This window comes from Snodgrassella sp. (genome assembly GCF_024103505.1).
Lineage (GTDB): Bacteria > Pseudomonadota > Gammaproteobacteria > Burkholderiales > Neisseriaceae > Snodgrassella > Snodgrassella communis.
The window spans coordinates 19249-44929 of record NZ_JAGGIJ010000010.1 but is presented as its reverse complement, the minus strand read 5'-3'; the positions used below and the strand labels follow the sequence as shown (position 1 = coordinate 44929).

The window sequence follows — 25681 nt, the reverse complement described above, 5'->3', positions numbered from 1 at the left end:
ATCGAGGATATCAGACAGCAAGCAATAGCTCAGTCACAGCTAATCATTTACAACGCCAATTTGATGTAGGTACCAAACAGCAGATTTAGTGATGTCTGCACTAAGTCAGATTAAGCAACCGCTGTCATCATTACATCTGTTTCATTCAGATAGAGGAAAGGAGTTTGATAAACAGTTGCTTGGTAAGCAGGTGTATTAATACATTTAATATACAGCGTTCACTAAGTAAAAAGGGATGTCCGTATGACAATGCAGTGGCAGAAGCAACATTTAAAAGCATTAAAACTGAATTTGTTAAAGGAGAAAAATTCATGACGACTGAAGAATTAGAACAAGCCTTTGCGGCTTATGCTTATTGGTACAATCATAAACGGTTGCATTCGTCGTTGAGCTATTTGCCTCCGGTAGAATTTAACAAATGGCTACCCCTTAATTTAGTTGTTTGAATATATGTTGCCATTCCAACCAATTCAATTTAGTATGCAATCTCCTTTACTGATAAAGCTTATCCATTTACTATTTAGCATCAGTACTAAATATCGGTCTTACATGTTTTTCGTGATTCGTCTTCTTTTCATTTCTATAGTTAAGTTTATCTTCATCCCTTAAAAGCTGTATGATTTAATGTAGCCATTTCTGCTCTTACTACTTAAATTATGTAATAACTATAGGAGATTTACAAAATTTTCTTTTACTATTATTATGGAGATTTTTTAGTTTTAGCTAGGAATAGAACAGTACATCCGGTTGTGACTCATAGATATATTCGTCTGACTTTCCGCAGATAATGTACACAAAATTTGCTTGGGTAAACGTTTAGGACAGCATAGGCAAATGATGTGAATGAAAGCGTGGTTCGATACTTAAAGGACTTACTGGCAGCAGTAGCCTCGCTTGTGCCGATTGTTAAGGCTTTCACGTAAAGTAGTTGAATGACTTCGACGAAACCTCCGCGCTATTTCAATGTATGAGAAACCACTTTTCAAACCGATATTTGTTATTGTATCTTTCTTCTTTAAAAAAATTGGGCGTATTGTCTCGTTTTTATACTTTACCTAGGGAAAAACAGAAATGATAATATGGCTAATTTTTCTTCATTTAAAAAAATTGCTAGTGGTTGAATCTACGAATTGAAATATTTAAATAGTTTAGTTTTAGTATTAGCATAACAAATTTAAAGGCCTCAAATAATGGTATTGCAAGAAATAAAAAATCTTATAGATAAACATGAAATAATTTCGTTCGATATTTTTGATACTTTATTACTAAGGATATATGCCAAACCCACAGATTTATTTTTGCATATAGAAAAGTTATATAGCATACCCGGATTTTCAAAAGCGAGAATTGCCGCAGAGTCAAATGCTAGAATGCATAATACAAAAGAAGAAATAACCTTAGATGATATATATAAAGAACTTCCTGATTACTTTCGTTCTTATAAAAGTAAGGAAATAGAATTAGAAATAGCATCTTTAAAGGTAAATAACGAAATTTATTGTGCTTATAAATATGCATTAGAAAAGAAAAAAAAAGTTATCATTACTTCTGATATGTATTTACCAAAGGATGTATTGATTAATGTTTTAGCTAAAAATGGTTATCATGAATATGACCAATTTTATTTATCTAATGATATCTCATTTACTAAACATAGCGGTGCTTTGTATGAGTACATATTGAAACAACTCAATATTTCTAATCCACAACTTCTTTTACATATTGGAGATAATTTTCACGTAGATTACGAGAAAGCTATTGAAAAAAAACTGCATGCTTATCATTATAAAAGTGCTTTAGAGCAACTTTTTGAAAACAATATTCGTTGTAAAATTTATTATAAGCAGAATGAAAATAGTATAGGCGCTTCAATAATATTAGGTTTGTTAGCTTATAATAATTTGAAACATCAAAATAATTATTGGAAAAACTTTGGATATAATTATGCTGGTCCTACAATATTTTCATATGCTTATTGGTTAAAAAAATCTTTTGAAAAAGATAATATCGATGATGCTTTATTTGTAGCACGAGACGGTTATTCTCTAAAAAAAGTCTTTGCTTTAATCAATACCAATAATAAAGTAAGGACAAGTTATATCTATGCGCCTAGGGTACTAAGTACGTTATTTTTTTTAGATTTTAACGAAAAAAAGTATTATGATTTAACAGAAAAATTATCTGCTATAAGAACAATTCTGTCAAACTATCAAGATAGACATGAAATTTTAAAAAAAGAAACTCCTATTAATCCTGATATTAATGAAGGCATAGAGTTTATTGAAAAATATATTGATATTTATAAGCAATTAGCTCAAGAAGATATTAAATCCTATAAAGCGTATATCGAAAATTTAGCTTTAGGTAAACGCACTGCTATTATTGATACTTGTTCAATTAACCTATCTTCCCAAAGGTTAATTGAACAAGTCATCAACAAGCAATTATATGGCTATTATTTTTTGTTACAAGCAAATGAAAATATTAATATAAATTTAGATGATTATATTTTGAGAGCTTATAGAGGAGATCCATCGGTTTGGATAAAAGATTGGGATGTTATGGAGTTTTTTATGACATCTCCCGAACCTCCGATTCAGAATTTCTTAAATGGAAAACCTATATATAAGAAGCAAAATAAGTATGAGACAATACGATCTGATGTTTATCCTATTCTCTCTGATGGCATTGTTGATTTCGCGCAAGATCTGATTGCTTCATTTTCTAACTATGATCCGTTTATTAGTTGGCAAGATATTTTCAATTGGATAAATATTCTTTGTTCTGTCCCTACTTCTTATGATAAAAAAATGGTTTCTAAAATAAATCATGCTTTTGATTTTAGTCATGAAAAATATGTTCCTATTTGTAAAGATTGGTTTGATTTCACATATGACAACAATATTCAAACAAAAAATAAATGGTTTATACGAGATATTCCGATATTAAAGAAAATTATTCGAGGAAATATAAGAACATATTTTTTTCTTGGAATCCCTATAGCGAGACTTGAGAAAAAAGGAAAAAATATTAATTATTATGTTTTAAAAATAATTCTTCTTTACAAAAGAAAAGAAAAAAAGAATATGATGAAATATTATATTTTTAATATTCCTATTTTTTCAATTGATAAAAATTAAGTAGATAATTTCTCAAAAATCCTTATCATGATATTGTATAAGAAAGTAATTATTATATATTTTTAAAATTATTTGTATATAGAGTAAAACCAATACAATGAGATCTTATATTTAAGATTTCAATCCTTTTAATTAAGGATAAATCAAATTAATAACATTTAATTTAGGAGCCAACTAATAATGTCAAATAGCTATGTGAATTTTGTTTTAACAGGTGACAATAATTATATTGCACCATTAGGAGTATGTATGACATCTATTTTGCTTAATTTAGCAGATGATAGATGTGCACGTTTTTTTGTTTTTGCAGAAAACTTTACTAATGATGATATTGATAAATTGTATGAAATAAAAAATGTACGTCCATGTGAAGTTGTTATCGTTAATATGAAACAATATACCCACCTATTTTCGTGCATTGATACAAGTAAATTCTCATTAACATATGTTAATTTAGTTTGTTATTTTAGGTTATTAATGCTTGATATTTTACCTGATGATGTTGATAAATGTTTTTATATAGATGGAGACATGATCATAGATTCAGACCTTTCTTACTTATATGATTCCTTTGATGAAAAAAATATTATTGGTGCAGTTATTGAAATACTGGCAATGCAATATAGAAATGATATTTTAAAGCATTTTATGCAATGGGACGATCTTGCAAATTTTCAAAGAGCTCCTTTAAAAAATCCTTATTTTAATGCAGGATTTTTCCTATTAAATGTTAAGAAAGCCAAAGAATTAAATCTTTTTCAGAAAGCTTTTGATTTTTTAGATAAACACCCAAACCCACCTTATGCAGATCAAGATACCTTAAACTATATCATTGGTCAACAATATCCGCAATTGGTACAACATTTTCCTCCTTCTTATAACGTTTTTTGTGATATGTTTCATGATGTGAATTTGTATAATGATGCTTTTTATAGTAAGGATGCTATACAAGAAGCATTTATACATCCTAAAATTTATCATTATGGAGGGCCTAATAAACCATGGATTAATAGAAAAGTAAGATTTTTTTATTCAATATGGTGGAGATACTGCTCTTTATCTCCATGGTGGAATTTGAAAGAACCAGATGCAGAAACAGAAACTAATAATAGTGAAAATATATGTAGTTTATTGCACGTGCGTTTGTTTAATTTTTTCCCTATTTTTAAAAAGAAAGCAAATCATAACGAGAAAAGTTATTATTTATTTGGGGTTCGATTTCTCTTAAAGAAACAAATTACATCTTATATGAAATCATACAGAATTTTTGGTTTAAAATTCAAAAGATTCAGCATATTAAAAATGTATGAATTAAATCAAGTAGAACTAAAAAATATAGTAGACTTGAATTTTAACAATTTAAATAATATGCTAAACTCACAGTTTAACCAATTAAATAATATGGTTAATAGACAATTCAAAATTTTTGAAAATGTTACTGAATTACAATTTCATAACCTAAAAAATGCAATTGATTTGGAGACTGAGAGATTAACAAATGGGATTGATTATAATGCACAAAATTTTGAACGGTTAGATAAAAAAATTGTAACAGAAACTTACGATGTGAGAAGAAATTTGATAGACCAAATTTCTAATTTAAGCAAAAAAGTCGAAATAATGAATTCTGTATTTGTAACTCATCAAAATACTTTTTTGCCATTTAAAAACATGTTTGAAGGAAAAAATATTGTCATTGTTGCTACTGGTTCTTCATTAAATCGATATATACCTATTCCTGATACCATTCATATCGGCGTAAATAGAGCATATAAGTTTGAAAGTATTATGTTGGATTTTTTATTTATTCAAGATATATCAGGTTTAAAAAACGAGATTTCAAATATTAATGAATATGGTAAAGGAAAATGTATAAAATTTTATGGTGATGTACTACCAATAGAACAATGCGCCATACCAGAAAGTTATTTAATCAAATCTGATGCTAAACGTTATTATACTGGTGGAATGAATACTCCTTTTGTGAGAGATATTTCTTCTTGTCTTTTACCTGATTTTGGATCAGTAGTCTTTTCTGCATTAGCTTTTGCATTATATACTAACCCGAAAAAACTTTATTTGGTTGGATGTGATTGTAGCGATACAGGTTATTTTGATAATTATACAGAAACTATATCTTCCTCTCTAAAAGGTGATTTACCAAATATTTTTCAAGGCTGGCAAAAATTTAAGACATTTGCAAATCATTTTTACCCTGATACTGATATCATTTCTATTAATCCTGTAGGATTAAAAGGGGTTTTCCATGATATTGAGCAAAGTTAAATTTATAGTAACAATCATTTATTAAAATTCTTTTCAAAAATCTAGTATGATTATAATATATATTAGACCTACCTCGAAAATAAAGGTAAACAAATAAATATTACGTTTTATTTATAGTTTAGACAACAGTCTGTAATATATTGTTATTATTATAATTTATAAATATAGATATTTATTACTTAATTCATTATATTAAACTTCATCCTACATTTTGTGTATAATACTTTTACCGGTGACAGTTAATCCTGTCACCGTATTCTATAATTAATAAGTTCATTACGCTTTCCAGTTCAAAATAGGTTTTATTTGCTTTGCCTATTGTAAATACCCTATAGTTAGTACAAAACAGACGTAGAAAATCATGCTACTTGTTTTAGTGTTTTATACTCAATCGGCGTCATATTATTTAGTGCTTCATGAAGCCTTTCGGTGTTATAAATGGTTAGCCATTCTTCGGTTACCTTTCTTGCCTGTTCCAGATTATTAAATAGATATAAATCCAGCACCTCTGTACGGTACGAACGGTTAAATCGTTCAATAAAGCCATTTTGATATGGGCGGCCGGGGTTGATGTACTCTATAGTTATACCATGTGATTTTGCCCAATTAGTAAACGTATTTCCAGTGAATTCCGTTCCATTATCCACTCGTATTTTTAGTGGATAACCATGATATTCGGCCAGTTTATCCAGATAACGGGTAATCCTGCCAGCTGGTAAACTGACCGCAATATCAATGCCTAGCGCCTCACGATTAAAGTCATCTATCACATTGAAAGTTCTAAAGCGTCGTTGATTGCGACTGCCGTCACTCATAAAATCCATTGACCCGCATTCACCTTGTTTATTGGGTACTGATAGCCTTTCCGGGCTTCGTGGTGGAATACGCTGTTTACGCTTTACCCTGAGATTAAGCTTCAATTCACAATACACCCGATACACCCGTTTATGATTCCATTTATAGCCGAGCTTACTGATGCGATTAAAACATTTGGGAAAGCCCCAGAGTAAATATTTATAGGTAATAGTACTTAGTACTGACATAATCACTGAATCATCCGATAACTTGGGCTGATAATAGTAAGCACAGCGGCTTAAGCCAACAATTGCGCAGCTCATAGCAATAGTAACAAAATGATTTTCTTGTAACTCCAAAGCCCATGCTTTACGTGCCTTGGTAGGCACTATAGCTTTTTTATGATTTCCTCCTGAAGCTGAGATTTTAAACTGAGCTCAGCAAACATCTGCTTAAGCTTGCGGTTTTCAGCCTCCAGCTCCTTTAAACGTTTGATATCGGAGGTTTCCATACCACCGTATTTTTCCCGCCATTTATAGAAAGTCGAATTGCCGATGCCATATTTACGGCAAAGTTCTTTGACAGGAATACCGGCTTCAGCTTCTTTTAAAATAGCTACGATCTGATGTTCAGTCATCTTTTTCATATTTAAATCCTCTGTGGGTTAATAAAGAGAATTTTCTACTTTTGCGCTGTACTATTTTAGGGGGTAGTTACAGCAGGATTACCCATTATCTGGATAAACTGGCCGAATATCATGGTTATCCACGCAAAATACGAGTAGATAATGGGCCGGAATTCACCGGAAAAACCTTTACTAACTGGGCAAAGTCACATGGTATAACCATAGATTATATTCAAGCAGACAGCCCATATCAAAACGGGTATATTGAACGATTTAATCGCACCTATCGCACAGAGATACTGGATTTATATCTATTTAATAATCTGGAACAAGCAAGAAATGTAACCGAAGAATGGCTAACCATTTATAATACCGAAAGGCCTCATGAAGCACTAAATAATATGACGCCGATCGAGTATAAAACCCTAAGACAAGCAGTATTATTTTCTACTTGAATCTTGTACTAAGTTTGGGGTATTTACAGTTAATTGTCGAAAAATATATTCACACTTTTTCATTTAATCAATTATATTTTATAAAAATATTTTATATATTCATTATTTATTAGGCTGTATTTTATTTTATAATATTGAGAATTGTAAAATTGATGATATAAAATGATATCTGTACTACTTATAAATCTTGAGAAATCTAAAGATCGATTGGATTTTCAAAAACAGCAACTTGAAAAATTGCAAATTACAATGCACAGACTGGCTGCTGTTCAAAGCACTGACTTTAATACTTTCGAATATGAGAGTTTGGCGAATGGATGGCAACGAAAACTACGTACAACAGAAGTAGCGTGTTTTTTAAGCCATAAGAGAGCTTGGCAATTTGTATTAGAAACACGGAGACCATGGTTGATCTTAGAAGATGATGCTTTGCTTTCACGAAAAACTTCAAATATTTTGAATGTACTGACTGATAAAGCTATAGAAATAGATTATATAAACCTGGAAACACGTCATCGGCGTAAATGGATTGATAAGAGGGTAGTAGAGCTAGTTGGTGAGTATCAATTACGGCGCTTATATCAGGATCGTAATGGTTCTGCAGCATATATTCTATTTCCTTCAGGAGCTGAGAAACTATTGAATAGGGCTGAAAGGTCATCGCCAGCTTTGGCTGATGCATTTATTAGTCAATCATATGAGTTGAATGCCTGGCAAATATTTCCTGCAGCCGCTATTCAGCTAGATCAATGTGAGAATTATGGCTTGGATCAGGATTTTCCATTTGCTTCAACAATTACTTTTGCTAATAATCCCAGACCTAATGCAAATAATTATTTTGATTATTTGCGCTTTAAACTTCGCCGTATAGCTGGGCAAATCCGAATGGGGAAACGTCAATTAGAAGTATATAAAATTGCAGAATATATACAAGTTCCTGTGCAAAATTCTGATTATAAAATTTAAATTATGATAAACTTCATTTAATGAAAGATACAAATGCGATTGAGTATTCTGGTTCCTGTCTACAATGTTGCCTCTTATTTATCTGCTTTACTGCAAAAGTTATTGACTGATTTGCCTGCAGATATTGAATTAGTTTTTTATGATGATGCGTCTACAGATGATTCGTTAGTACAAATTCAAACTTTTAAAAAAAATAATCCTTGCTTACCAGTTCGCATATTGCAAGGTTCTAAAAATGTTGGTCTAACTATTGCAAGAAGTAAGTTGATTGATTCGACTAGTGCAGAATATATTTGGTTTGTAGATGCAGATGATAAGGTTGAGTCATCTTTATTTGACAGAATTTTATTAATTTTGAAATGTGATAAGCCTGATGTGTTGTTATTTGATTATGATGTTTTTTATGATGGTACTGAACAGATTAAACATCAGGAAAAACTATCTTTTTATCCCCAAAATAGCTTAGTTTACGCTTCAGGCAAACAAATTTACCGTACGGCAATTTTGGATGGTAAGCATTATTTTTGGAATAAGATTTTTCGGCGTGAATTAATTGTTGATGTTGTCGATTATAAAATTCCTGCATATGAAGATATCGCTTATACGCCAATATTATTAAGCCAGTGTCGGAGCTTTTATTATTTTTCAGAAACTGTTATTCATTATCGTATTAGAAATGATTCAATTGCCCAAAAAATGGGTATCAAGCAGGCTTATGGTATCAGTGCTTATTTGGAGCAGGCTCTATACGCATCTACTGTAGTTCATGATCGGCAAAGTCAGGCATATTTATTATATAAAGTGTGTATATATTATTTTCGCATGTTAAACAATGTCCAAAAATCAAGTATTTCTGAAAATGAAAAAGAACAGCTATTAAAATTATCAAAACAGTTATTCAGTTTAAAAAAGCTTTCAGTATGGCAAATCGCTGGTTTATTGTTTAGGGTAGGTATGCTGGGTAAAGCTATAAAATTAATATACAAGAATATTTGCTTTAAAATCAATAGAACTGATTTGCAGTAAACAAACTAATATAATTTATCGGCAATTTATTCTAAATATAAATTAGGTAACTGGTAGTCTTAAACTATGTCTATTCTTTTTTCTTTTTCCCAGGTTTGTATTAATAATTTTTCTCTATCCCAGTTGTGTCCGCTCCAACCTTGGTTGGTGAAGTTATGAAGAATTATTTTATGTTTAGGATAATATTGTAATACATAATAAATAGCTAATAAGCCTGTACTAGGGAATTTTGAGTGGAGTAAATCCATACATTGAAAGTGTATATGGTCTGGGATAATACGAACTGGGTATTGATCCAAGTTACAGTTTTTTTTCCAGCGTGGAAAGCGCCAGTAATATTTGATTTTTTTATTTAGAGGTATTATTTCATATTTTGATGTTAAAATATCATTGAGTGAGTATCGGAAAAAAATTTGCGTGTTCGGGTTGAAAAATTTTTGTTCAATTTTTAAATGCCGAATCTGAATAGTACCATTAGCGATAAAAACCCAGTTTGCTTTGAGACTACAACTGGGGTTTGGGTTGTTAAAACGAATTACAACATCGTCTTTATTGATTAGATGTTCAATAGTGTTTTGCTCATCTGCATTGCCGATGATAAAGAATTTACTGTGTGGGTGTACTGTTTTCATAATAGTGGTGTTTTTATTGCCAATATTTTTTTAGCCATGGGGCGGGTAAGACTTTACGGTACCATTTTCCACCGCCGCCTTTGATGGCATCTGGCGGGTTAACTTCGCCATGGAAAACAATGATTTTGCCGTAACTGGGTTTTTCTGGTGGTGTCCATAAAGCATAAGGCATTTTTTTTAATACGTTGTATTTGTAGCTCAGACACCAGTTATCTGGCCAGTAGCTGAGTTGGTGGTTTTCACGCACATACCAAGATAGAAATGCTTGCTCATGGCGAAATTGCTGCCGTATGAGTTGAAAATGATTACGGAAGTAATCCATTAAATCTGGTAATGCACCAATTTGGAACCGATATACCGAGCTATTGCCAACTTTTCGCCATGGTTTTTTCCAGTCACGGATAATCCATACTTCGTCTTTTTGACTGGACGGATGGGTAAAGAAGCTGTCGATGTTATCGATAATAACAATATCAATGTCAAGAAAGAGCGCTGTGCCCTGTAATCCGTACAGGTTGGCACTGAAAGTGGTGAGTTTATTCCAGCCACGTTCAGGCAGGCCATTGGGTAAATCTAAAGGTATCAGTGGATAACATTGAACGGCTGGATTGATGCCTTTGGTGTCATCAGTCAGGCAAATCATGGTAAATGGGAGCGTCAGATGGCGTTTTACCATGTTATAGAGACGATTGACGTATTCGGCACTGTATTTTTGCCCCCATTTCATACATAAAATGTAATTTTGTGAAGGTTTGTCCATTGTTTGTTTTGTCTGGGCGGTTCTGGGTGGTGCAGTATAACATTTTAGAATTATATGCTGTTTGATCTGTATGATGCATGTTAATAAATAACTGATATTTTTTAACTGTTTCTTGCTGTTTTGTTGATTATTCGTTGTTTTTAGCTGGTTTAATGCTAAACTTATTATTTTGTCAGTAAGCTGCAATGGTTTTCTGTTAAGGTTTAATGGCACTGTTAAGGTAGGTTGAAACGGGTTTTATGGGGCATGATTTGCTACTGGTAAGTTTGTGTGTTTGGCTGGATGTTTTTAAAATCTGTTTTAAATATGTTTGTATCCGGCTATAACCAAGGATTGTGAATGAAGAAGCTTATATGGATATTGTTTAAGAGTAATCTGATTGTACGTATGCTGGTATGTATGATTATTGGCGCGTTTATTGCGGCTTTTTTACCGCAATATGGAGTTAAGCTGGAGTTTCTAGGTAGGGTATTTATTCAGGCCTTGCGTGCAGCTGCACCTATGCTGGTTTTTGTATTGGTAATATCTTCTATTGTTAATAATAAGTTTGATAATGTTTCCAGTATTAAATCGGTGGCGTGGTTATATGCAGTGACTGTGCTGATTTCTGCAATATTAGCTTCGACAGTAAGTTATTTGTATCCGTTGCATCTGGTGATGGATGTACCGCCGATATCAGAGAAACCGCCGGAAGGTGTGGCTGAGATTCTTATGAATATTATCCTCAAGTTTGTGGATAATCCGATTGATGCACTGGCAAATGGTAATTTCCTGAGTATTCTGGCGTGGTCTACGGCACTGGGTATTGCTTTACGTCAAAGTAGTGAAGCAACGAAATTGGTTATTAAAAACTGGTCGGATGCGACTATCTGGGTAGTTCGTCTGGTGGTGGCTATTGCGCCTTATGGAGTGTTGGGGCTGGTTGCTTCACATTTTACCAGTGATGGTCTGGCCAAGTTGAGAAATTATCTGGAGCTGATCGGGGTATTATTGGGGTTGATGGTGTTTGTGGCTCTGGTAATCAATCCGCTGATTGTATTCCTGAATTTCCGCAAAAACCCTTATCCGCTAGTATTTACTTGTTTGCGTTATAGTGGGATTACAGCATTCTTTACCCGCAGTTCGGCTGCCAATATTCCGGTAAATATTCGTCTGGCTCAGCGTATGCAGTTACCAGAAGAAATTTATTCTTTGTCTATTCCGTTAGGAGTAACGATGAGTATGAATGGTGCGGCAATCACTATTACGACGTTGACGATGGCTACTGTGCATACTTTGGGCATGGATGTTAGTTTTATTCAAACATTATTGTTGAGTATTCTGGCTACGGTATGTGCTCTGGGGGCTTCTGGTGTACCGGGTGGTTCGCTGCTGCTGATTCCGGTTGCGTGTAGTATGTTTGGCATTGATCCGACTATCGCTGCTCAGGTGGTGGCCATCGGGTTTGTAATCAGTGAAATTCAGGATTCTGCGGAGACGGTTTTGAATTCTTCCAGTGATATGCTGTTTACTTCGGTGGTGTCACTAAAGCAGCAGGGCAGGGATCCGAGTAAAATTGAGTTGTTACCAGAATAAGCCTGTATCAGGTTTGTTTTCGAAACCGCTGTGTATTTTGGCAGCGGTTTTTTTGTATCTGACCAAATTTATTTTTTCTTAAGTGTAAAACGAACTAATTGAGTTTTATTGTGTATCTCACTTGGGAGGCTTTATTACTGGATATTAGCTTCGTGTGGTGTAGGTAGCTGGGCAGTGGATTTTATTTGCTACCTGATTACTAAATATTATGTTATGCCGTGTAAAAACTGAGCTTGGGTATTCTTATATTTTTAAGACTGTGGCAGATATAGCTGGTAATAGATTGACTAGAAAATTGTATGGGTTAGTGACTAAGATGGCAGAATCAGGTTGGGTTGGTTTTTATTTGGTTAAATATTATTGCTTGTGTTATGTCAAGTGATATTTGATTAATGTTATCGTTTGTATTGGTATTTTTGCGTTAATATTACAATAATATTTATTATGTAAGAAAATTGGAGTTCATGCATGAGCAACGATGTTATTAAGGTTTTTGTAGGATGTGACCCGAATAATTGTGATTTGGAGCAGATGATGGTGGTGGATTACAGTATCCATAAACATACATCGCGGCCAGTAGAGATTATTTGGATGCAGTTAAGTCATGATCCGGATAGTCCTTGGTATTCTGATCCGCAGTCTGGTGCTGGTTGGCATACTGAGAAGTGGGCGACACCGTTTTCGGGTTTCCGCTGGGGTATTCCGGCTGCCTGTAATTATCAAGGACGTGCGATTTATATGGATGCAGATGTAATTGTTTTGTCTGATTTGGTCGCGCTGTGGGAACATCCTATCGAGGGAGGTGCTGTAGTGGCAGCTAAAGAAGTGTATGATCAGGCCAGGAGTAAAAATTTTGCTCGTTTTTGTACCTGTGTTTGGGATTGTGCCAAGGCTAAATCTGTATTACCAGATTTGACAACCTTATGTGTAGATCCTGAGTCCCATAGGAAATTAATGACTAAATTTAAGCAACATCCAGAATGGATACAAGCTTATAATGGTTCATGGAATTGTGTCGACGGCGAAGGTCTGCCAATTGAGCAAATTAAAATCTTGCATTATTCAGATATGGGGACACAGTTCAGCCATAAATATTCTATTCCGCGTTTAACTGCAGTAGGACAAAAACATTGGTTTGACAGTGATATTCTTCCTCACCCGCGTGAGGATCTTTCTGCATTATTTGATCAGTATTATCAGGAAGCACTTGATGCTGGCTATAAATTAGAAAATTATACTGTTCAATCTTTTGGCAATTTTCCTAAGGAGTCTCAAGTTGGTTACAAGGGAAACGATGTAACGCGACCAAAAAAATCTCTTCTTTCCCATATATGGGATTGTTTAGCTGGGAATAAGTAAGTTTAGGATTAACTTTGGCTGGTTGTTTGCTCATATATATACAACCAGTTTTTGCACGGTATTGATGGAACTTTGGCAAAGTATAGACAGAATATCTGTTTGTTCCGGAGGTGAGGTTGCTTGCTGATTACATTTCCAGTGGATCAACATCAATTAGCCAGCGTGTGTGTGGATAGATTTTTTCCAGATGCTGTAGCCAGCTATGCCATATGGTGATGCTATGGTGTAGGTCACGCCGGTTTTTACTTTCCAGAAATATCTGCGCCCGTTCGTAACCGGCCAGTCGTGCCATGAGCATGGGTACTGGCCCGAAAGCACTAACGCTGGTTGGTAGTGATTGTTGTCGCTCAATGCCCTGTAATGCCTGACGCAGTAGTTCCTGTGCTTGGCGCATGGTTTTGGCATCGGCACGGATGGCTGCCATATGGCTAAATGGCGGCATGCACAGATCCTGTCTTTCTGCCAGTTCGGCTGTAGCAAAGGTTACATAATTTTGGGTGGCCAGAGCTTGGTAAACTTTATGTTCAGGTTGTCGTGTTTGTACCCATACTTCACCTTTGTAGTTCGCGCGACCGGCACGGCCACTCACTTGCATTAGTTCGGCAAATAAACGTTCTGGTGCACGGAAGTCGGCACTATAGAGGCTGTTGTCAGCATTTAAAACCACCACCAGATTCAGATGGGGAAAGTCATGGCCTTTGGCCAGCATCTGGGTGCCAACCAGTATATCAATCTGCTGTTGCATGATTTTGCTATAGATTGCTGCCCAGTCGTGCCGGTGTGCGGTACTGTCTCGGTCTACACGTAAGATGCGTGCATCGGGTAATAGGTGTTGCAAATCTTCTTCAATTCGTTGTGTTCCTTGACCAACGGCAGTTAAATCCTGATTACCACATTCAGGACAGCTGTGTGGAATACGTTGGTGGAAATCACAATGATGACAGCGTAACTGGCCGGCATGCTGATGTAAAACCATTTTGGCTGAACAGTTTGGGCAACCAAAGATATGACCGCAGGCTGCACAAAATAAGGCTGGAGCAAAGCCACGCCGGTTTAGATATATCATGCTTAAGCCGCCGTTGGCAAAGTTGGTCTGTAGCTTTTGCTTGATGATATCGCTAAGGCCGTTATCTAATGGCAGTCGGCGAATATCCAGTAAATGAATCTGCGGTAGTTGAGCGCAGGCATGGGCGCGTTCACTCAGTTGGAGTAGTTGGTAAGCTCCCTGCTGGGCTTTGTACCAGCTTTCCAATGATGGGGTAGCACTGCCCAGTACAATTGGACAATTTGTCTGTTGGGCACGCCATACCGCCAGATCACGTGCCTGATAACGCAGCTCACTTTCTTGCTTGAATGAGTAATCATGCTCTTCGTCGACGACAATTAATCCTAGATTGTGCATGGGCGTAAATACGGCCAGTCGTGTGCCAATTACTAGCGCAGCCTGCCCCAGTGCAGCCTGAAGATAATTGCTGGTGCGCTGACCGGCAGCAGTCTGGCTATGTAATATGACAGTGGCGGTTGATGGAAATCGCTGGCGTACACGTTGCATCAATTGTGGTGTAAGGTTGATTTCTGGTAATAGGAACAGAACCTGCCTGCCTTGTTGTAATACTTTGGCCATGATGTCGAAATAGACTTCGGTTTTGCCACTGCCGGTAATACCGTATAGCAAAAATGGGGCAAATTGGCCAAATTTGGCTTGTATCAATGTGCTGGCGTGCTGTTGTTGCTGATTAAGCTGATATGGGCTGGCTGGAATGCTACCGCAGACTGGAACAGGCTTGGCCTGTACCCAGCCCTGTTGCAGCCACTGGTTGAGGTAGTTCGTGGCCTGATTATGCTTGGCTTTAAGCTGTTGCAGTGTAGCTGGTGCGGATTGCAGACATTGCCACAAAGCATGTTGTTTGTGAAAGCGTGCCAGTGGTGCTGGCTGGATACGGCCTCTGTCGCTGAGTGTATACATCATCTCCTGATGCGGTAATGGTACGGCCTCGGGCTGGCGCAGGCCTTTGGGCAAGGCTGCCATGACTGCTTGTCCAAGCGGGTAGTGATAATAGCGGGCAGTAAAGCTGAGTAAGGCACGCCAGTCTGCGGGTAATTGCCAGTCTTCGGAGAGTATGGTTTCAATTGGCAGTATTTTATTAATATCAATTTTGGGCTGTACATTGCTTTCCCATACAATTGCTGCCACCAGACGTTTGCGAAAACGCACGGCCACACGTGTACCTGCCGGCAGGGCTGTGGGGTGCGCATAGGTAAGCAGTGAGTACAGGGGCACGTTTAGTGCCAGTTGATGATAAATCAATGGAAACAGAAATAAAAAATACTGTGAATTGTTTATTGTAACTCAAAGTAGCTAGCTTTTATCAATGCGCTGTTTATGCGATAATTTATATTAGTTTATTATGGGGTTACTGTGTGATGTGGATGCTTGTGGCTGGTTTTACATATTGTTTGGAGCAGGTGTTACTTGAAAGCAGTTAATTACCGTATGTATACCCGTTTATGAACGGGTTTTTTTGTGCCTATTGATAAATGCTGAAGGTTAAATTATGGATAATCCGCTGTATCGCCAACATTTCATTTCTGTTAATGATTTATCTACTGCGCAGCTGGAATTTTTGCTGGTGCTTGCTTTGCAGTTAAAACAGCAACCACAGGCTGATTTATTGCATGGACGTTTGATTGGTTCGTGTTTTTTTGAGCCATCTACCCGCACCCGCTTATCATTTGAAACGGCTATTCAACGGTTAGGTGGTAAGGTTATCGGCTTTGCCGATGGAGCCAATACCAGTACTAAAAAAGGGGAAACGCTGGCAGATACTGCACGGATTATCAGTAATTATGCAGATGCAATTGTGATGCGTCATCCGAAAGATGGTGCAGCGCGTGTGGTAAGTGAATTTGCTCATGTACCGGTGATTAATGCTGGTGATGGAACCAATCAGCATCCGTCGCAAACATTGCTTGATTTGGTCACGATATATGAAACTCAGGGGCGTTTGCAAAATTTAAAAATTGCTTTGGTGGGCGATTTAAAATATGGCCGTACGGTTCATTCACTGGCGCAGGCACTTAGCCGTTGGGGTTGTGAGTTTATATTTGTTGCTCCGCCAACGCTGGCGATGCCGGTCTATATTTGTGAACAGCTGGATATTAACGGTGTAGCCTATCGGACTTCCGACAGTCTGGAAGAGGCACTGGCATGGGCTGATATTCTGTATATGACTCGTATCCAGCGTGAGCGTTTTGATGAACAGGAATTTGCCAGAATCAGTGGTCACTTTAGCCTGTGTGCTGCTATGCTGAAACAGGCCAAACCAAATATGCGTATTCTGCATCCTTTACCGCGTGTGGATGAGATTCATGCGGATGTTGATAATAGTATTCATGCCTATTACTTTCAGCAGGCGAATAATGGGATGTATGCGCGTCAGGCTATTCTGGCAGCTATTCTGAATGAACATATTGATGCAATCAGTGTAAAAGGATAAACAGATGATGAATCAGACCAAGCTGAGTGTTGAGGCAATAAAAGACGGCACAGTAATTGATCACATTCCGGTAGGGCAGGGATTGACCATTTTGCGCCAGTTCAGGTTGCTGCATTCTGGTAATGCGGTTACTGTGGGGTTTAATTTGAGCAGCCATTCTAGTGGCAGCAAGGATATTATTAAAATATCTGGCCAATTTCTCGATGATGCTGCTGCCAACCGCTTAGCTCTGTTTGCACCACAGGCCACTGTTAATGATATCGAAAATTTTTGTGTGGTACGCAAACGCACACTTTCTTTGCCAGAAAGTATTACTGAAGTGTTTCGTTGTCCGAACAGTAATTGTGCCAGTCATGATGAACCGGTACAGAGTCATTTTTCGGTGCGGGTTAGTCATGGCGAAACACGTTTGCGTTGTCATTATTGCGAAAAAACGTTTGCACGGGAATTGGTAGTTGAAGCTTAGTTGTTACTCTGCTCGACTGTTGATTTATAATCCGAATGCTTCAGCATGAAAGCTGATATGGCTTTCGATAAACGTGCTAACAAAATAGTAACTGTGATCGTAATTTTTGCGCAGGTGATAACGGATATTAACGCCTTTGAATCTGGCTGCCTGAACGAAGTCTTGTGGGTGTAATTGCGCTGGGTAGTATTCGTCCACACTGCCCTGATCAATAAGAATGGGGAATGGTGGCGGATTTTGGCTGATCAGCTCAGTGCTGTCATATATAGCCCAGTCTGCCTGATTCTTTCCCAGATAGGCGGTAAATGCTTCTTGACCCCATGTTCCGGCAATCGGATGAGCAATAGGAGCAAATGCCGATACCGCGAGATAACGCTGTGGGTTTTTCAGGGCAATCATCAATGCACCATGTCCACCCATGCTGTGCCCACACAGACTACGCTGCTCATTGACCGGAAAATGCTTTTCGATGAGTTCGGGCAGTTCTGTCACTACATAATCGTACATCTGATAGTGCTGAACCCATGGTTGTTGAGTGGCATTAACGTAAAATCCGGCACCTTGTCCCAAACTGTAGATATCAGCATTGGCAACATTTGTGCCTCGCGGGCTGGTATCCGGCATGACCAGTACTATGCCCCATTCAGCAGCAAAACGCTGTGCACCACTCTTAATGGAAAAATTTTCATCGGTACAGGTAAGCCCGCCTAAACAGTACACTACAGGTAGTCGGTAGCCCTGTAAGGCACGTGATGGCAGGTACACGGAAAAAGTCATGTCGCACTGGTTATAGCGACTGTAATGCCGATAGCGTCGTTGTTCGCCGTTAAATAGTTGGTGGGTAGCCAGCAGGGTGATTTCAGGCATTTCAGTTTATCTGCGTTGGTTTAATGTAAATAGATTATGTGCACACTTTTGTTTAGTAGTAAATAACGGTACGTATGGATTCACCGGTATGCATCAGCTCAAAAGCCTGATTGATAGCTGATAGTGGTAAGGTATGGGTGATAAATGGTGATAACTCAATTTTGCCCTGCATCGCTTCTTCTACCATACCCGGTAGTTGCGAACGGCCTTTAACTCCACCAAATGCAGAACCTTTCCATACACGGCCGGTAACCAGCTGAAAAGGCCGTGTGCTTATTTCCTGACCGGCGCCTGCTACGCCAATAATAATACTTTGTCCCCAGCCACGGTGTGCGCATTCCAATGCTGCACGCATTACGTCCACATTGCCGATACATTCAAAGCTATGGTCTACGCCCCATTCAGTCAGGCGGATAATGACCTGCTGTATTGGTTCCTGATAATCATGCGGATTGATACATTCGGTGGCACCAAAATGTTTGGCTAGTGCGAATTTGGCCGGATTAGTATCAATTGCAATAATCCGTCCGGCATTAGCCTGTCGCGCACCCTGTACCACGGCCAGCCCGATGCCACCTAGTCCGAATACGGCAACCGTATCGCCAGCCTGTACCTTCGCTGTATTGTGTACTGCACCAATACCGGTAGTTACCCCACAGCCAAGCAGGCACACCTGCTCATGTCTGGCCTCAGGATTGATTTTGGCTAGCGATACTTCCGCCACTACGGTATATTCGCTGAAAGTAGAGCAGCCCATGTAGTGATAAATCGGCTGTCCCTGATAGGAAAAGCGCGTAGTACCATCCGGCATCAGTCCTTTGCCCTGCGTGGCTCGTACTGCGGTACAGAGGTTGGTTTTTCCTGAAAGGCAGAATAAGCATTTGCCACACTCAGCGGTGTACAGGGGAATAACATGATCTCCCGGTTTGACCGAGGTTACGCCCTCACCAACTTCCACGACAATCCCTGCACCTTCATGACCAAGAATGGCAGGAAATACGCCTTCTGGATCAGCACCCGAGAGCGTGAATGCATCAGTATGGCATACACCGGTATGAGTGATTTTAACCAGTACTTCACCTGCCTTGGGTGGTGCGACATCTACTTCAACAATTTTCAATGCTTCACCTGGGGCGAAAGCAACTGCGGCACGAGATTTCATGATTTATCCTGTTGGCAAATAGTTGGTTTGAGTGAAATGATAGCAGGTAGACGGTTATCATACTTGCTGTAACAGTCTCACATTTATAATTAATCTTCGGCTGCATGTGAGTGTTAAAGGCTTAAGTTGCTGGAATGGTTATTTTATCAATAATAGGTATTGATTAAAAAATCAGTCGGGGGTTAGAGTAATATCTGGATTTGTATAGTTTGGGTTTTTGTCAGTATTGTGATATATGGTCATTCTTTGTTTAGAATAAAGCAAAATCAATGTTTTTCATTGACTTGAATGTCGCTGACTTTGCGGTGATGATTAAGTAAAATTCGTCCACACTGGCTGGCATATTGGTGGTAATGGCGGGCAGCAGCCAATCAAACCACCGCCAAAATCACCATCGCGGTGAAAATCACTGCCGCAACTGGCTAGAAATCCGAATTGTTGTGCCAGTAAGGCATAGTTCAGACGGTCGTTCTGGCTGGAACGTCCACTGTGTACCTCTATAGCTGTACCACCACAGGCCTTAAAATCACTAAACAGATTGCGACGGGCAGTAGCCGACAGATCATAGCGCATTGGGTGTGCGATTACAGCAATACCACCAGCGTGCCGGATAGCAGCGACAACCTCAGTCAGTTCCGCCCACTGATGTTTGACGCTACAAGATTTACCATCGCCCAGATATTTGCGGAAAGCATCCGCTTTTTTGTTTACATGGCCAGTATTGACTAGAAAATCAGCAATATGGGTTCGTGTCACCATATCTATATTGGTAGCCAGTGCCAGTGTACCTTCATAAGCACCACTAATACCCTTTTTGGCCAGCTTCTCGGCAATGCTCTGTAAACGTTGCAGGCGGCCACTGCGCAGACGCTGGAGCAGGGTTTGCAATCTTTCGTCTTCCAGTGCGATATTCAGGCCAACTATATGAATGGTGCGCCCACGCCAGCTTACTGATACTTCCACGCCATTAATTAAAGTTATTCCTGCTTGCGTTGCCTGTAAACGTGCAGCAGCCACACCACCGGTGTGGTCGTGGTCTGTCAGTGCTAGGAGTGTACAGCCATTGGCTTGCGCTCGCTGTACAATTTCTGCTGGTGTCAGGGCGCCATCGGAAACAGTAGAATGGCAATGTAAGTCGATACTCATGGGTTATTTCCAGCTGTATAAGATGATGTGGCCGGTTGCGTCTGCTGTGCTTGATAGGCGGCTTTTTCGCGGTAATAAACCTGCCAGACACAGGCATCGCCACAATCGTTGTTGCAGCACTCTCCGTCTTCCGGTGGCACGGGCGCAGTTAATAATTCTGGTGTATTCATGCCTGACTATTAATAATGCAGATTTCATTGTCCGCTAACTGGATACAGTCACCAACAACAATTTTTGCTGTTTTGCGTGTTTCCGGCTGGTGATTGCGCAGTACTTTGCCTTCTGTAATCAGTTGTTTGGCACGTCCGCCGCTTTCTGCCAGTCCGGCCAGTTTAAGTAAATCACATAATGCAATATGAGGATGTCCGGCTAAATCGAATTGCTGTTTCATCTATTGTGCCTTTAAATAAATGGCTATTGTAGCGATTATCTGCTTCAAGCAGAATATTGTATGCTGGAGTGGCTACGCTAGGCGCATAAAATATGTTATGGTTAAAGCAGAATTTACCGGAGAATTGTTGTGGATACCCTTGACTGGTTACGTCAACTCATTGCTTTTGATACTACTAGCCGTCAGAGTAATTTGGCCTTGATTAATCATGTAGCCAGTTATCTAGAAAGCAGGAAACTGTCGCCATGGCTGGCACATAATGTAAGCGGCGACAAAGCTAATTTGTTTGTAACCATTGCTGCATCTGACGGTAGTACCTCAGGCGGGCTGGTGTTTTCTGGTCATACTGATGTAGTGCCGGTAGACGGCCAAGACTGGCTTTCTGATCCGTTTGTGGCTGATGTGCGTGATGGTTGTGTTTATGGCCGCGGTAGCAGTGACATGAAAGGTTTTATTGCCAGTGTGCTCGCCGCGGTTCCGGCCATGCAGGCAGCCAGATTGAAAAGGCCATTACATATCGCCTTGTCTTTTGATGAAGAAATTGGCTGTCTCGGTGCGCCGATTATGTTGGCGGAGCTGGAGAGGCGGGGTTTGCAGCCACAATCTTGTATTGTGGGTGAACCCACATCTATGCAGATGGTGGTGGCTCACAAAGGTATCCATACGTTCTGTTGTGAAGTACACGGTAAGAATGCCCATTCTTCGCTTACACCTAATGGCGTGAATGCAATTGAGTATGCTGCTCGCCTGATTGTATTTATCAACCAGTTGGCGCAACAGTTACAGCAGCGAGCTGATTTAGATCATGCTTTTGATGTACCGTTTGCTACAGTATCTACTGGCCTGATTCGGGGTGGTACGGCCATCAATATTGTGCCTGACTACTGTGCTTTTGAATTTGATTACCGCAATCTGCCGCATATGACAGTTGAAGAACTGATTAAACCAGTTGAGCACTATATAACAACTGAGCTCTTGCCAGCCATGCGGGCAGTTGCACCAGAGGCAACAATTAAACTAACGCATAATGTACAGGTACCGGCCTTGAATGATGTGGATAATCAGCAGTTATATGCTTTAATTAACCAACTGGTGGATACGGATCAGCGCGCTAAAGTTGCCTATGTTACCGAAGGTGGACAGTTTCAGAATAGTGGTATCAGTACGGTAGTGTGTGGTCCCGGCAGTATTACAGTGGCACACAAAGCCAATGAATATATTGAACTGGAGCAGCTGAATCGTTGTGACCATTTCTTGCACAGGCTGATTCAGGCGCAAAGTCTGTAACATTTGTATTAAAGCGATACTTTTGATTTGTGCTACATAATAGCATGTTGTTGTTAAAAATATTTTATTAGGTGTATGCTGGCTGTCAATATAATTGAAAACATTAACACTGCGCTACTAAATATACTTGGTGGTTTGATTACTGGCTGATAATAACCGAATAACAGGAAAATCAGATGACAACGAAACGCATTTTGCCTACAGGGATATTGTTATTATCCTTGATGCTATCCAATATGGTTGTACAGGCTAATGAAGTAAATGTATATATGAATGCGATTACGATGAGCTATGCGCGCTTTAATGCGGCGCAAACAGTGGCTGATGCCAGCAAGGCTTTAGCCAGTATGCGTACTGCTGCTGTGGCGGCTCGGGCGCAAAAACCATACGGGCTGACAAACGCTGCGGCGAATAATCTTAAATTACGGCTGTATCAGTCTGAAATAGATAAGTTAATTGCTGAGATCGATAAAACCAGTAGGCTGGTTAATGCAGGAAAAATGGCGCAGGCCAAAATGGAAGGTAAAAAGATACTGCAATTACGCGATGAAGGGCATGCGGCGATGAAGCGCTGAAATAGCTATAGATTAGGTCTTTGATATATCAAAATGAAAATAATACAGATATAGAATGCAAAAAGCCTGGTTCCGCCCCTTAAAAGCTAAAGAACCAGGAAACATAGACAAACAAAGCGGTAGTGGATAATGACCAGAATTAGTGATGCTGTACTGACATTACCCAGAATTCTTTAGGTAAATTCCTTTTTGAAACATTTCTTCACCCCCTTTGCTACACTCAGAAAACTGTAGCGATTAATTCAAAAAATACTAAACTTAATAAATACAATGTTATAAAAACCAATTATGTCATTAACGATTAGGATATTCAATCAGTCATACTGCCAAGTTTAACCGTTAAATAATCAGTTTTTAAGCTAATTCAGTTTATATCTGATAAATGAGTATGTATCAGGTTTAAAAGAATTGTTTTCACGCAGATCAATGTAATAGGAATTCGATGAAGTCTGCGCATTGTTCATTAAAATCATCGAAGGAGGAAACAGGCGTAACATGTACGCTTCCAAATGGCGGCTTCCCGCCACAAAAGTAGTCATAAACACTGCCCTTCCTGATTATTCTAACCAAACCGCTATGCGCTTCCAGACGCATGGGGCGGCAGAAGAATGGCAAGGCTGGAAGACCGTTAATCAGAACCGGCAGGCGTAAAGCCTCCCTGCCATTGTCTACCATGGGAAAGGTATGCCAATGACTTGGTGAACAGAATACAAAACACCACAATATAAAAAATATTAGTGGTTTATCTGTCTGATAAAACAGCCTTCCAGAGCTGGCCGTACTATTTAATACAGCCTGATCATGATACTGGGGGATAATTATATTTGTCAAGAATGAGTTAAATTAATATTTAAATTAGTAATAAATGTAATTATAAAAACAAATATTAAAGTCATTGTAAGTTTAGGGTAAAACTTGTTTTGTCGATGAATTAAGTGGTAGTTATACGGAAATTGTACCATATTATTATATTAATGCAATTTAAATATGCCACATATTTGAAATTGAAATTTGTCTTTGAATTAGCAGAATAGTCGATTTATCAAGCGATTTGGCAGATGTATAGATACTATGGGTACGCCTCAAACTCTTTATTTTTAATGCTAAGCTAAATTTAGAATATCACTGTGTGACACTTTGTTATTTATAAGAATTTTAACGTTTAGCTTTTGCTTATTTGTAAATTTGTTGTTTGTACAAGCTTTTACGAGATTGATTAAAATAGCCACGGTATGACTAAATTACCGTGGCACAGTAATTATTATTCAGCCAGCGCGTAAATTTCATCCAGATTGCGCCATTTGCCTTCGGCATCCATGCCATAGCCAAATACATAGCGATTAGGGACATCCAGTCCAACAAAATCGGCTGCAATCGGTTTGTCTTTGCCGATCAGTTTGTTGGCAAAAACGGCTGTAGAACAGCTGGCTGCGCCCATTTCCAGTATTTCTTTTTTCACTGCGGCCAGAGTATGGCCTTCATCGAGAATATCATCCAGTACCAGAATATGGCGTCCTGCTACGGCGTTTTGCGGAGCACGCAGCCACTGATAGCTACCACCCTGAAGTTTGTCACCATAACGTGAAATATGGATGTAATCGAAATCCAGCGGAAAACGCAGCAATGGCAATAATTTGCCGGTAAAAACCACAGCCCCACCCATTACTGGTAATACCAACGGGTATTTGTCACTCAGTGCAGCGGTGATGTCCGCTGCCATCTGTTCCAGTCTGGTTTCACAGGTGCTACGGTCAAACAGCAAGTCTGCTTTATCCAGCATTGCCTGAGTTTCGGCGCGTTTGGCAGTTAAATCAATTGTGCTCATTGGCGTTTTCCATGTTTGTCTGCGTAAGGTAAAACTGTTTTGCCACTGTAGGCTGGCCAGCAATATGCACAGGATAGAAGCAGGTGGCGTTGGTTGCAGTTTAATTGAGTAAATTTGTGCTGCTATGGTGATGTTGGCCGCACTAAGGTTAATGAGATTTATTAGTTTTATACAGCTAAAAGATCAATTATCCTCAAATTTACTTGCAAGACGCGTATTTTATGCGATTTCTGGCGGTTGCGGGCAGTCTACGGATGAGAGATGTTGATAACAGTTTGGTTTGTTAATGTAATTTTTCTGGCTAAAATAAGAAAATGCACCGTTGTGATCGGATGGGTGTAGTCAGTCAATCGCAATGGTGCAGACGCTTGGGTTATGCAGGGCGCAAGTAATGAATTTTCTGGTTGCTGCTGCCACGCCAGACAAGTGAAGGGTCTTTTAGTTTTTCAACAAATTTTCCATCAATCAAGGTGTTAATTTGCTCAACAATCTGCATTTGTTCGGATGATAATTCAGTCAGTGTGTAGCCGGTCCATAACCAGATATCTTTACCGATGGTTTCCTGTCGTACTCGTTTAACCAGATGCAGGATGGTATTCAGATTGTGTGGATGTAATGGGTCGCCGCCGGTTAGCGACAGACCCTGACGCACAATACGGCTGTCGTTGAGGTCGCTGATGATGCGATCTTCCAGTTGTTGGTCGAACGGTTTGCCGGAATCTACACGCCATGTGGTGGCGTTATAGCAGCCGCGGCATTTATGTTCGCAGCCGGCTACAAACAGGGTGCAACGGGTACCAGGGCCGTTGACCACGTCAACTGGATAATACTGGTGGTAATTCATGC

25 protein-coding genes are annotated in these 25681 nt (G+C 38.8%); 12 read left to right on the top strand and 13 right to left on the bottom strand.

What is annotated here, in order from left to right:
• Positions 1–164 precede the first annotated feature (164 nt).
• The 3 genes from J6578_RS09490 (at position 165) to J6578_RS09480 (ending at position 5426) form a co-directional block, all read left to right on the top strand.
• On the top strand, positions 165–446 hold the full coding sequence (locus J6578_RS09490; RefSeq protein ID WP_353846671.1) for an IS3 family transposase: 282 nt from the start codon (positions 165–167) through the stop codon (positions 444–446).
• 744 nt (positions 447–1190) lie between these two features.
• Entirely contained in the window at positions 1191–3140 is a 1950-nt protein-coding gene (locus tag J6578_RS09485; RefSeq protein ID WP_287954498.1) for an HAD family hydrolase, read from the top strand.
• A 180-nt stretch (positions 3141–3320) separates the two neighbouring features.
• Positions 3321–5426 carry a glycosyltransferase family 8 protein gene (locus J6578_RS09480; protein ID WP_287954496.1) on the top strand — a complete coding sequence of 702 codons (2106 nt, stop codon included), beginning with the start codon at positions 3321–3323 and terminating at the stop codon, positions 5424–5426.
• A 359-nt stretch (positions 5427–5785) separates the two neighbouring features.
• On the opposite strand, the gene J6578_RS09475 is transcribed toward J6578_RS09480, so the two are convergent.
• Together J6578_RS09475 and J6578_RS10385 are read right to left on the bottom strand one after the other, a co-directional pair.
• Positions 5786–6610, bottom strand: coding sequence for an IS3 family transposase (locus tag J6578_RS09475; RefSeq protein WP_502957999.1), 825 nt, complete (start codon positions 6608–6610; stop codon positions 5786–5788).
• Entirely contained in the window at positions 6610–6867 is a 258-nt protein-coding gene (locus tag J6578_RS10385) for a transposase (RefSeq protein ID WP_065585343.1), read from the bottom strand. The genes J6578_RS09475 and J6578_RS10385 overlap by 1 nt, the downstream gene beginning before the upstream one ends.
• A 41-nt stretch (positions 6868–6908) precedes the next feature.
• On the opposite strand from J6578_RS10385, the gene J6578_RS09470 reads away from it, so the two are divergent.
• The 3 genes from J6578_RS09470 to J6578_RS09460 all read left to right on the top strand — a co-directional run bounded on the left by J6578_RS09470 (position 6909) and on the right by J6578_RS09460 (position 9293).
• Positions 6909–7301, top strand: coding sequence for an integrase core domain-containing protein (locus J6578_RS09470; protein ID WP_287954494.1), 393 nt, complete (start codon positions 6909–6911; stop codon positions 7299–7301).
• Between the two features lie 162 nt (positions 7302–7463).
• Positions 7464–8267, top strand: a complete 804-nt coding sequence (locus tag J6578_RS09465) for a glycosyltransferase family 25 protein (protein WP_287954493.1) — start codon at positions 7464–7466, stop codon at positions 8265–8267.
• Between the two features lie 33 nt (positions 8268–8300).
• Positions 8301–9293, top strand: a complete 993-nt coding sequence (locus J6578_RS09460) for a glycosyltransferase family 2 protein (RefSeq protein ID WP_287954491.1) — start codon at positions 8301–8303, stop codon at positions 9291–9293.
• A gap of 59 nt (positions 9294–9352) precedes the next feature.
• Here the strand turns inward: J6578_RS09460 and J6578_RS09455 are convergent, their stop codons facing one another.
• Both J6578_RS09455 and J6578_RS09450 read right to left on the bottom strand, forming a co-directional pair.
• A complete protein-coding gene (locus tag J6578_RS09455) occupies positions 9353–9925 on the bottom strand; it encodes a hypothetical protein (RefSeq protein ID WP_287954489.1) in 573 nt (190 codons plus the stop codon).
• 13 nt (positions 9926–9938) lie between these two features.
• Positions 9939–10652, bottom strand: a complete 714-nt coding sequence (locus tag J6578_RS09450; protein ID WP_218060215.1) for a hypothetical protein — start codon at positions 10650–10652, stop codon at positions 9939–9941.
• A gap of 372 nt (positions 10653–11024) precedes the next feature.
• Between J6578_RS09450 and sstT the strand changes: the two genes are divergently transcribed.
• Entirely contained in the window at positions 11025–12260 is a 1236-nt protein-coding gene (gene sstT / locus J6578_RS09445) for a serine/threonine transporter SstT (RefSeq protein ID WP_093092335.1), read from the top strand.
• 468 nt (positions 12261–12728) lie between these two features.
• Positions 12729–13619 (top strand): glycosyltransferase, encoded by an 891-nt coding sequence (locus tag J6578_RS09440; protein WP_287954487.1) that lies wholly within the window; start codon positions 12729–12731, stop codon positions 13617–13619.
• 127 nt (positions 13620–13746) lie between these two features.
• Here J6578_RS09440 and J6578_RS09435 read toward each other — a convergent pair whose 3' ends face one another.
• Positions 13747–15927: a primosomal protein N' gene (locus tag J6578_RS09435; protein ID WP_287954485.1), complete on the bottom strand. Its 2181-nt coding sequence runs from the start codon at positions 15925–15927 to the stop codon at positions 13747–13749.
• A gap of 247 nt (positions 15928–16174) precedes the next feature.
• On the opposite strand from J6578_RS09435, the gene pyrB reads away from it, so the two are divergent.
• Complete coding sequence (pyrB, locus tag J6578_RS09430) at positions 16175–17116, top strand: aspartate carbamoyltransferase (RefSeq protein ID WP_287954484.1); 942 nt, start codon at positions 16175–16177, stop codon at positions 17114–17116.
• A 7-nt stretch (positions 17117–17123) separates the two neighbouring features.
• Complete coding sequence (pyrI, locus tag J6578_RS09425) at positions 17124–17582, top strand: aspartate carbamoyltransferase regulatory subunit (protein WP_093092473.1); 459 nt, start codon at positions 17124–17126, stop codon at positions 17580–17582.
• Between the two features lie 24 nt (positions 17583–17606).
• On the opposite strand, the gene fghA is transcribed toward pyrI, so the two are convergent.
• The 5 genes from fghA to J6578_RS09400 all read right to left on the bottom strand — a co-directional run bounded on the left by fghA (position 17607) and on the right by J6578_RS09400 (position 21148).
• Positions 17607–18440 (bottom strand): S-formylglutathione hydrolase, encoded by an 834-nt coding sequence (gene fghA, locus J6578_RS09420; protein WP_176715076.1) that lies wholly within the window; start codon positions 18438–18440, stop codon positions 17607–17609.
• 61 nt (positions 18441–18501) lie between these two features.
• Complete coding sequence (locus tag J6578_RS09415; protein ID WP_093092325.1) at positions 18502–19611, bottom strand: S-(hydroxymethyl)glutathione dehydrogenase/class III alcohol dehydrogenase; 1110 nt, start codon at positions 19609–19611, stop codon at positions 18502–18504.
• Between the two features lie 312 nt (positions 19612–19923).
• Positions 19924–20757, bottom strand: coding sequence for a PHP domain-containing protein (locus J6578_RS09410; protein ID WP_093092323.1), 834 nt, complete (start codon positions 20755–20757; stop codon positions 19924–19926).
• Complete coding sequence (locus J6578_RS09405) at positions 20754–20927, bottom strand: oxidoreductase-like domain-containing protein (RefSeq protein ID WP_093092321.1); 174 nt, start codon at positions 20925–20927, stop codon at positions 20754–20756. The genes J6578_RS09410 and J6578_RS09405 overlap by 4 nt, the downstream gene beginning before the upstream one ends.
• Positions 20924–21148, bottom strand: coding sequence for an RNA-binding S4 domain-containing protein (locus J6578_RS09400; protein ID WP_287954482.1), 225 nt, complete (start codon positions 21146–21148; stop codon positions 20924–20926). Before J6578_RS09400 ends, J6578_RS09405 begins: the two co-directional genes overlap by 4 nt.
• Before the next feature lie 129 nt (positions 21149–21277).
• On the opposite strand from J6578_RS09400, the gene argE reads away from it, so the two are divergent.
• Both argE and J6578_RS09390 read left to right on the top strand, forming a co-directional pair.
• A complete protein-coding gene (gene argE, locus J6578_RS09395; RefSeq protein ID WP_287954480.1) occupies positions 21278–22435 on the top strand; it encodes an acetylornithine deacetylase in 1158 nt (385 codons plus the stop codon).
• Between the two features lie 176 nt (positions 22436–22611).
• Complete coding sequence (locus J6578_RS09390; RefSeq protein WP_239363990.1) at positions 22612–23010, top strand: cytochrome b562; 399 nt, start codon at positions 22612–22614, stop codon at positions 23008–23010.
• 423 nt (positions 23011–23433) lie between these two features.
• On the opposite strand, the gene J6578_RS09385 is transcribed toward J6578_RS09390, so the two are convergent.
• The 3 genes from J6578_RS09385 to nrdG all read right to left on the bottom strand — a co-directional run bounded on the left by J6578_RS09385 (position 23434) and on the right by nrdG (position 25679).
• Positions 23434–23841 (bottom strand): hypothetical protein, encoded by a 408-nt coding sequence (locus J6578_RS09385; protein ID WP_180296282.1) that lies wholly within the window; start codon positions 23839–23841, stop codon positions 23434–23436.
• 430 nt (positions 23842–24271) lie between these two features.
• A complete protein-coding gene (locus J6578_RS09380) occupies positions 24272–24835 on the bottom strand; it encodes a hypoxanthine-guanine phosphoribosyltransferase (RefSeq protein ID WP_239363994.1) in 564 nt (187 codons plus the stop codon).
• 373 nt (positions 24836–25208) lie between these two features.
• The gene (nrdG, locus tag J6578_RS09375; protein WP_239350328.1) at positions 25209–25679 is read right to left on the bottom strand and encodes an anaerobic ribonucleoside-triphosphate reductase-activating protein; all 471 of its coding nucleotides are present in this window, start codon (positions 25677–25679) and stop codon (positions 25209–25211) included.
• Between the last annotated feature and the right edge of the window lie 2 nt (positions 25680–25681).

Coding starts and splice junctions, on each gene's coding strand:
- J6578_RS09485 (WP_287954498.1), top strand. CDS start 1,191: ATGGTATTGCAAGAAATAAAAAATCTTATAGATAAACATGAAATAATT.
- J6578_RS09480 (WP_287954496.1), top strand. CDS start 3,321: ATGTCAAATAGCTATGTGAATTTTGTTTTAACAGGTGACAATAATTAT.
- J6578_RS10385 (WP_065585343.1), bottom strand. CDS start 6,867: ATGAAAAAGATGACTGAACATCAGATCGTAGCTATTTTAAAAGAAGCT.
- J6578_RS09465 (WP_287954493.1), top strand. CDS start 7,464: ATGATATCTGTACTACTTATAAATCTTGAGAAATCTAAAGATCGATTG.
- J6578_RS09460 (WP_287954491.1), top strand. CDS start 8,301: ATGCGATTGAGTATTCTGGTTCCTGTCTACAATGTTGCCTCTTATTTA.
- J6578_RS09455 (WP_287954489.1), bottom strand. CDS start 9,925: ATGAAAACAGTACACCCACACAGTAAATTCTTTATCATCGGCAATGCA.
- J6578_RS09450 (WP_218060215.1), bottom strand. CDS start 10,652: ATGAAATGGGGGCAAAAATACAGTGCCGAATACGTCAATCGTCTCTAT.
- sstT (WP_093092335.1), top strand. CDS start 11,025: ATGAAGAAGCTTATATGGATATTGTTTAAGAGTAATCTGATTGTACGT.
- J6578_RS09440 (WP_287954487.1), top strand. CDS start 12,729: ATGAGCAACGATGTTATTAAGGTTTTTGTAGGATGTGACCCGAATAAT.
- pyrB (WP_287954484.1), top strand. CDS start 16,175: ATGGATAATCCGCTGTATCGCCAACATTTCATTTCTGTTAATGATTTA.
- pyrI (WP_093092473.1), top strand. CDS start 17,124: ATGAATCAGACCAAGCTGAGTGTTGAGGCAATAAAAGACGGCACAGTA.
- J6578_RS09415 (WP_093092325.1), bottom strand. CDS start 19,611: ATGAAATCTCGTGCCGCAGTTGCTTTCGCCCCAGGTGAAGCATTGAAA.
- J6578_RS09410 (WP_093092323.1), bottom strand. CDS start 20,757: ATGAGTATCGACTTACATTGCCATTCTACTGTTTCCGATGGCGCCCTG.
- J6578_RS09405 (WP_093092321.1), bottom strand. CDS start 20,927: ATGAATACACCAGAATTATTAACTGCGCCCGTGCCACCGGAAGACGGA.
- J6578_RS09400 (WP_287954482.1), bottom strand. CDS start 21,148: ATGAAACAGCAATTCGATTTAGCCGGACATCCTCATATTGCATTATGT.
- J6578_RS09390 (WP_239363990.1), top strand. CDS start 22,612: ATGACAACGAAACGCATTTTGCCTACAGGGATATTGTTATTATCCTTG.
- J6578_RS09380 (WP_239363994.1), bottom strand. CDS start 24,835: ATGAGCACAATTGATTTAACTGCCAAACGCGCCGAAACTCAGGCAATG.
- nrdG (WP_239350328.1), bottom strand. CDS start 25,679: ATGAATTACCACCAGTATTATCCAGTTGACGTGGTCAACGGCCCTGGT.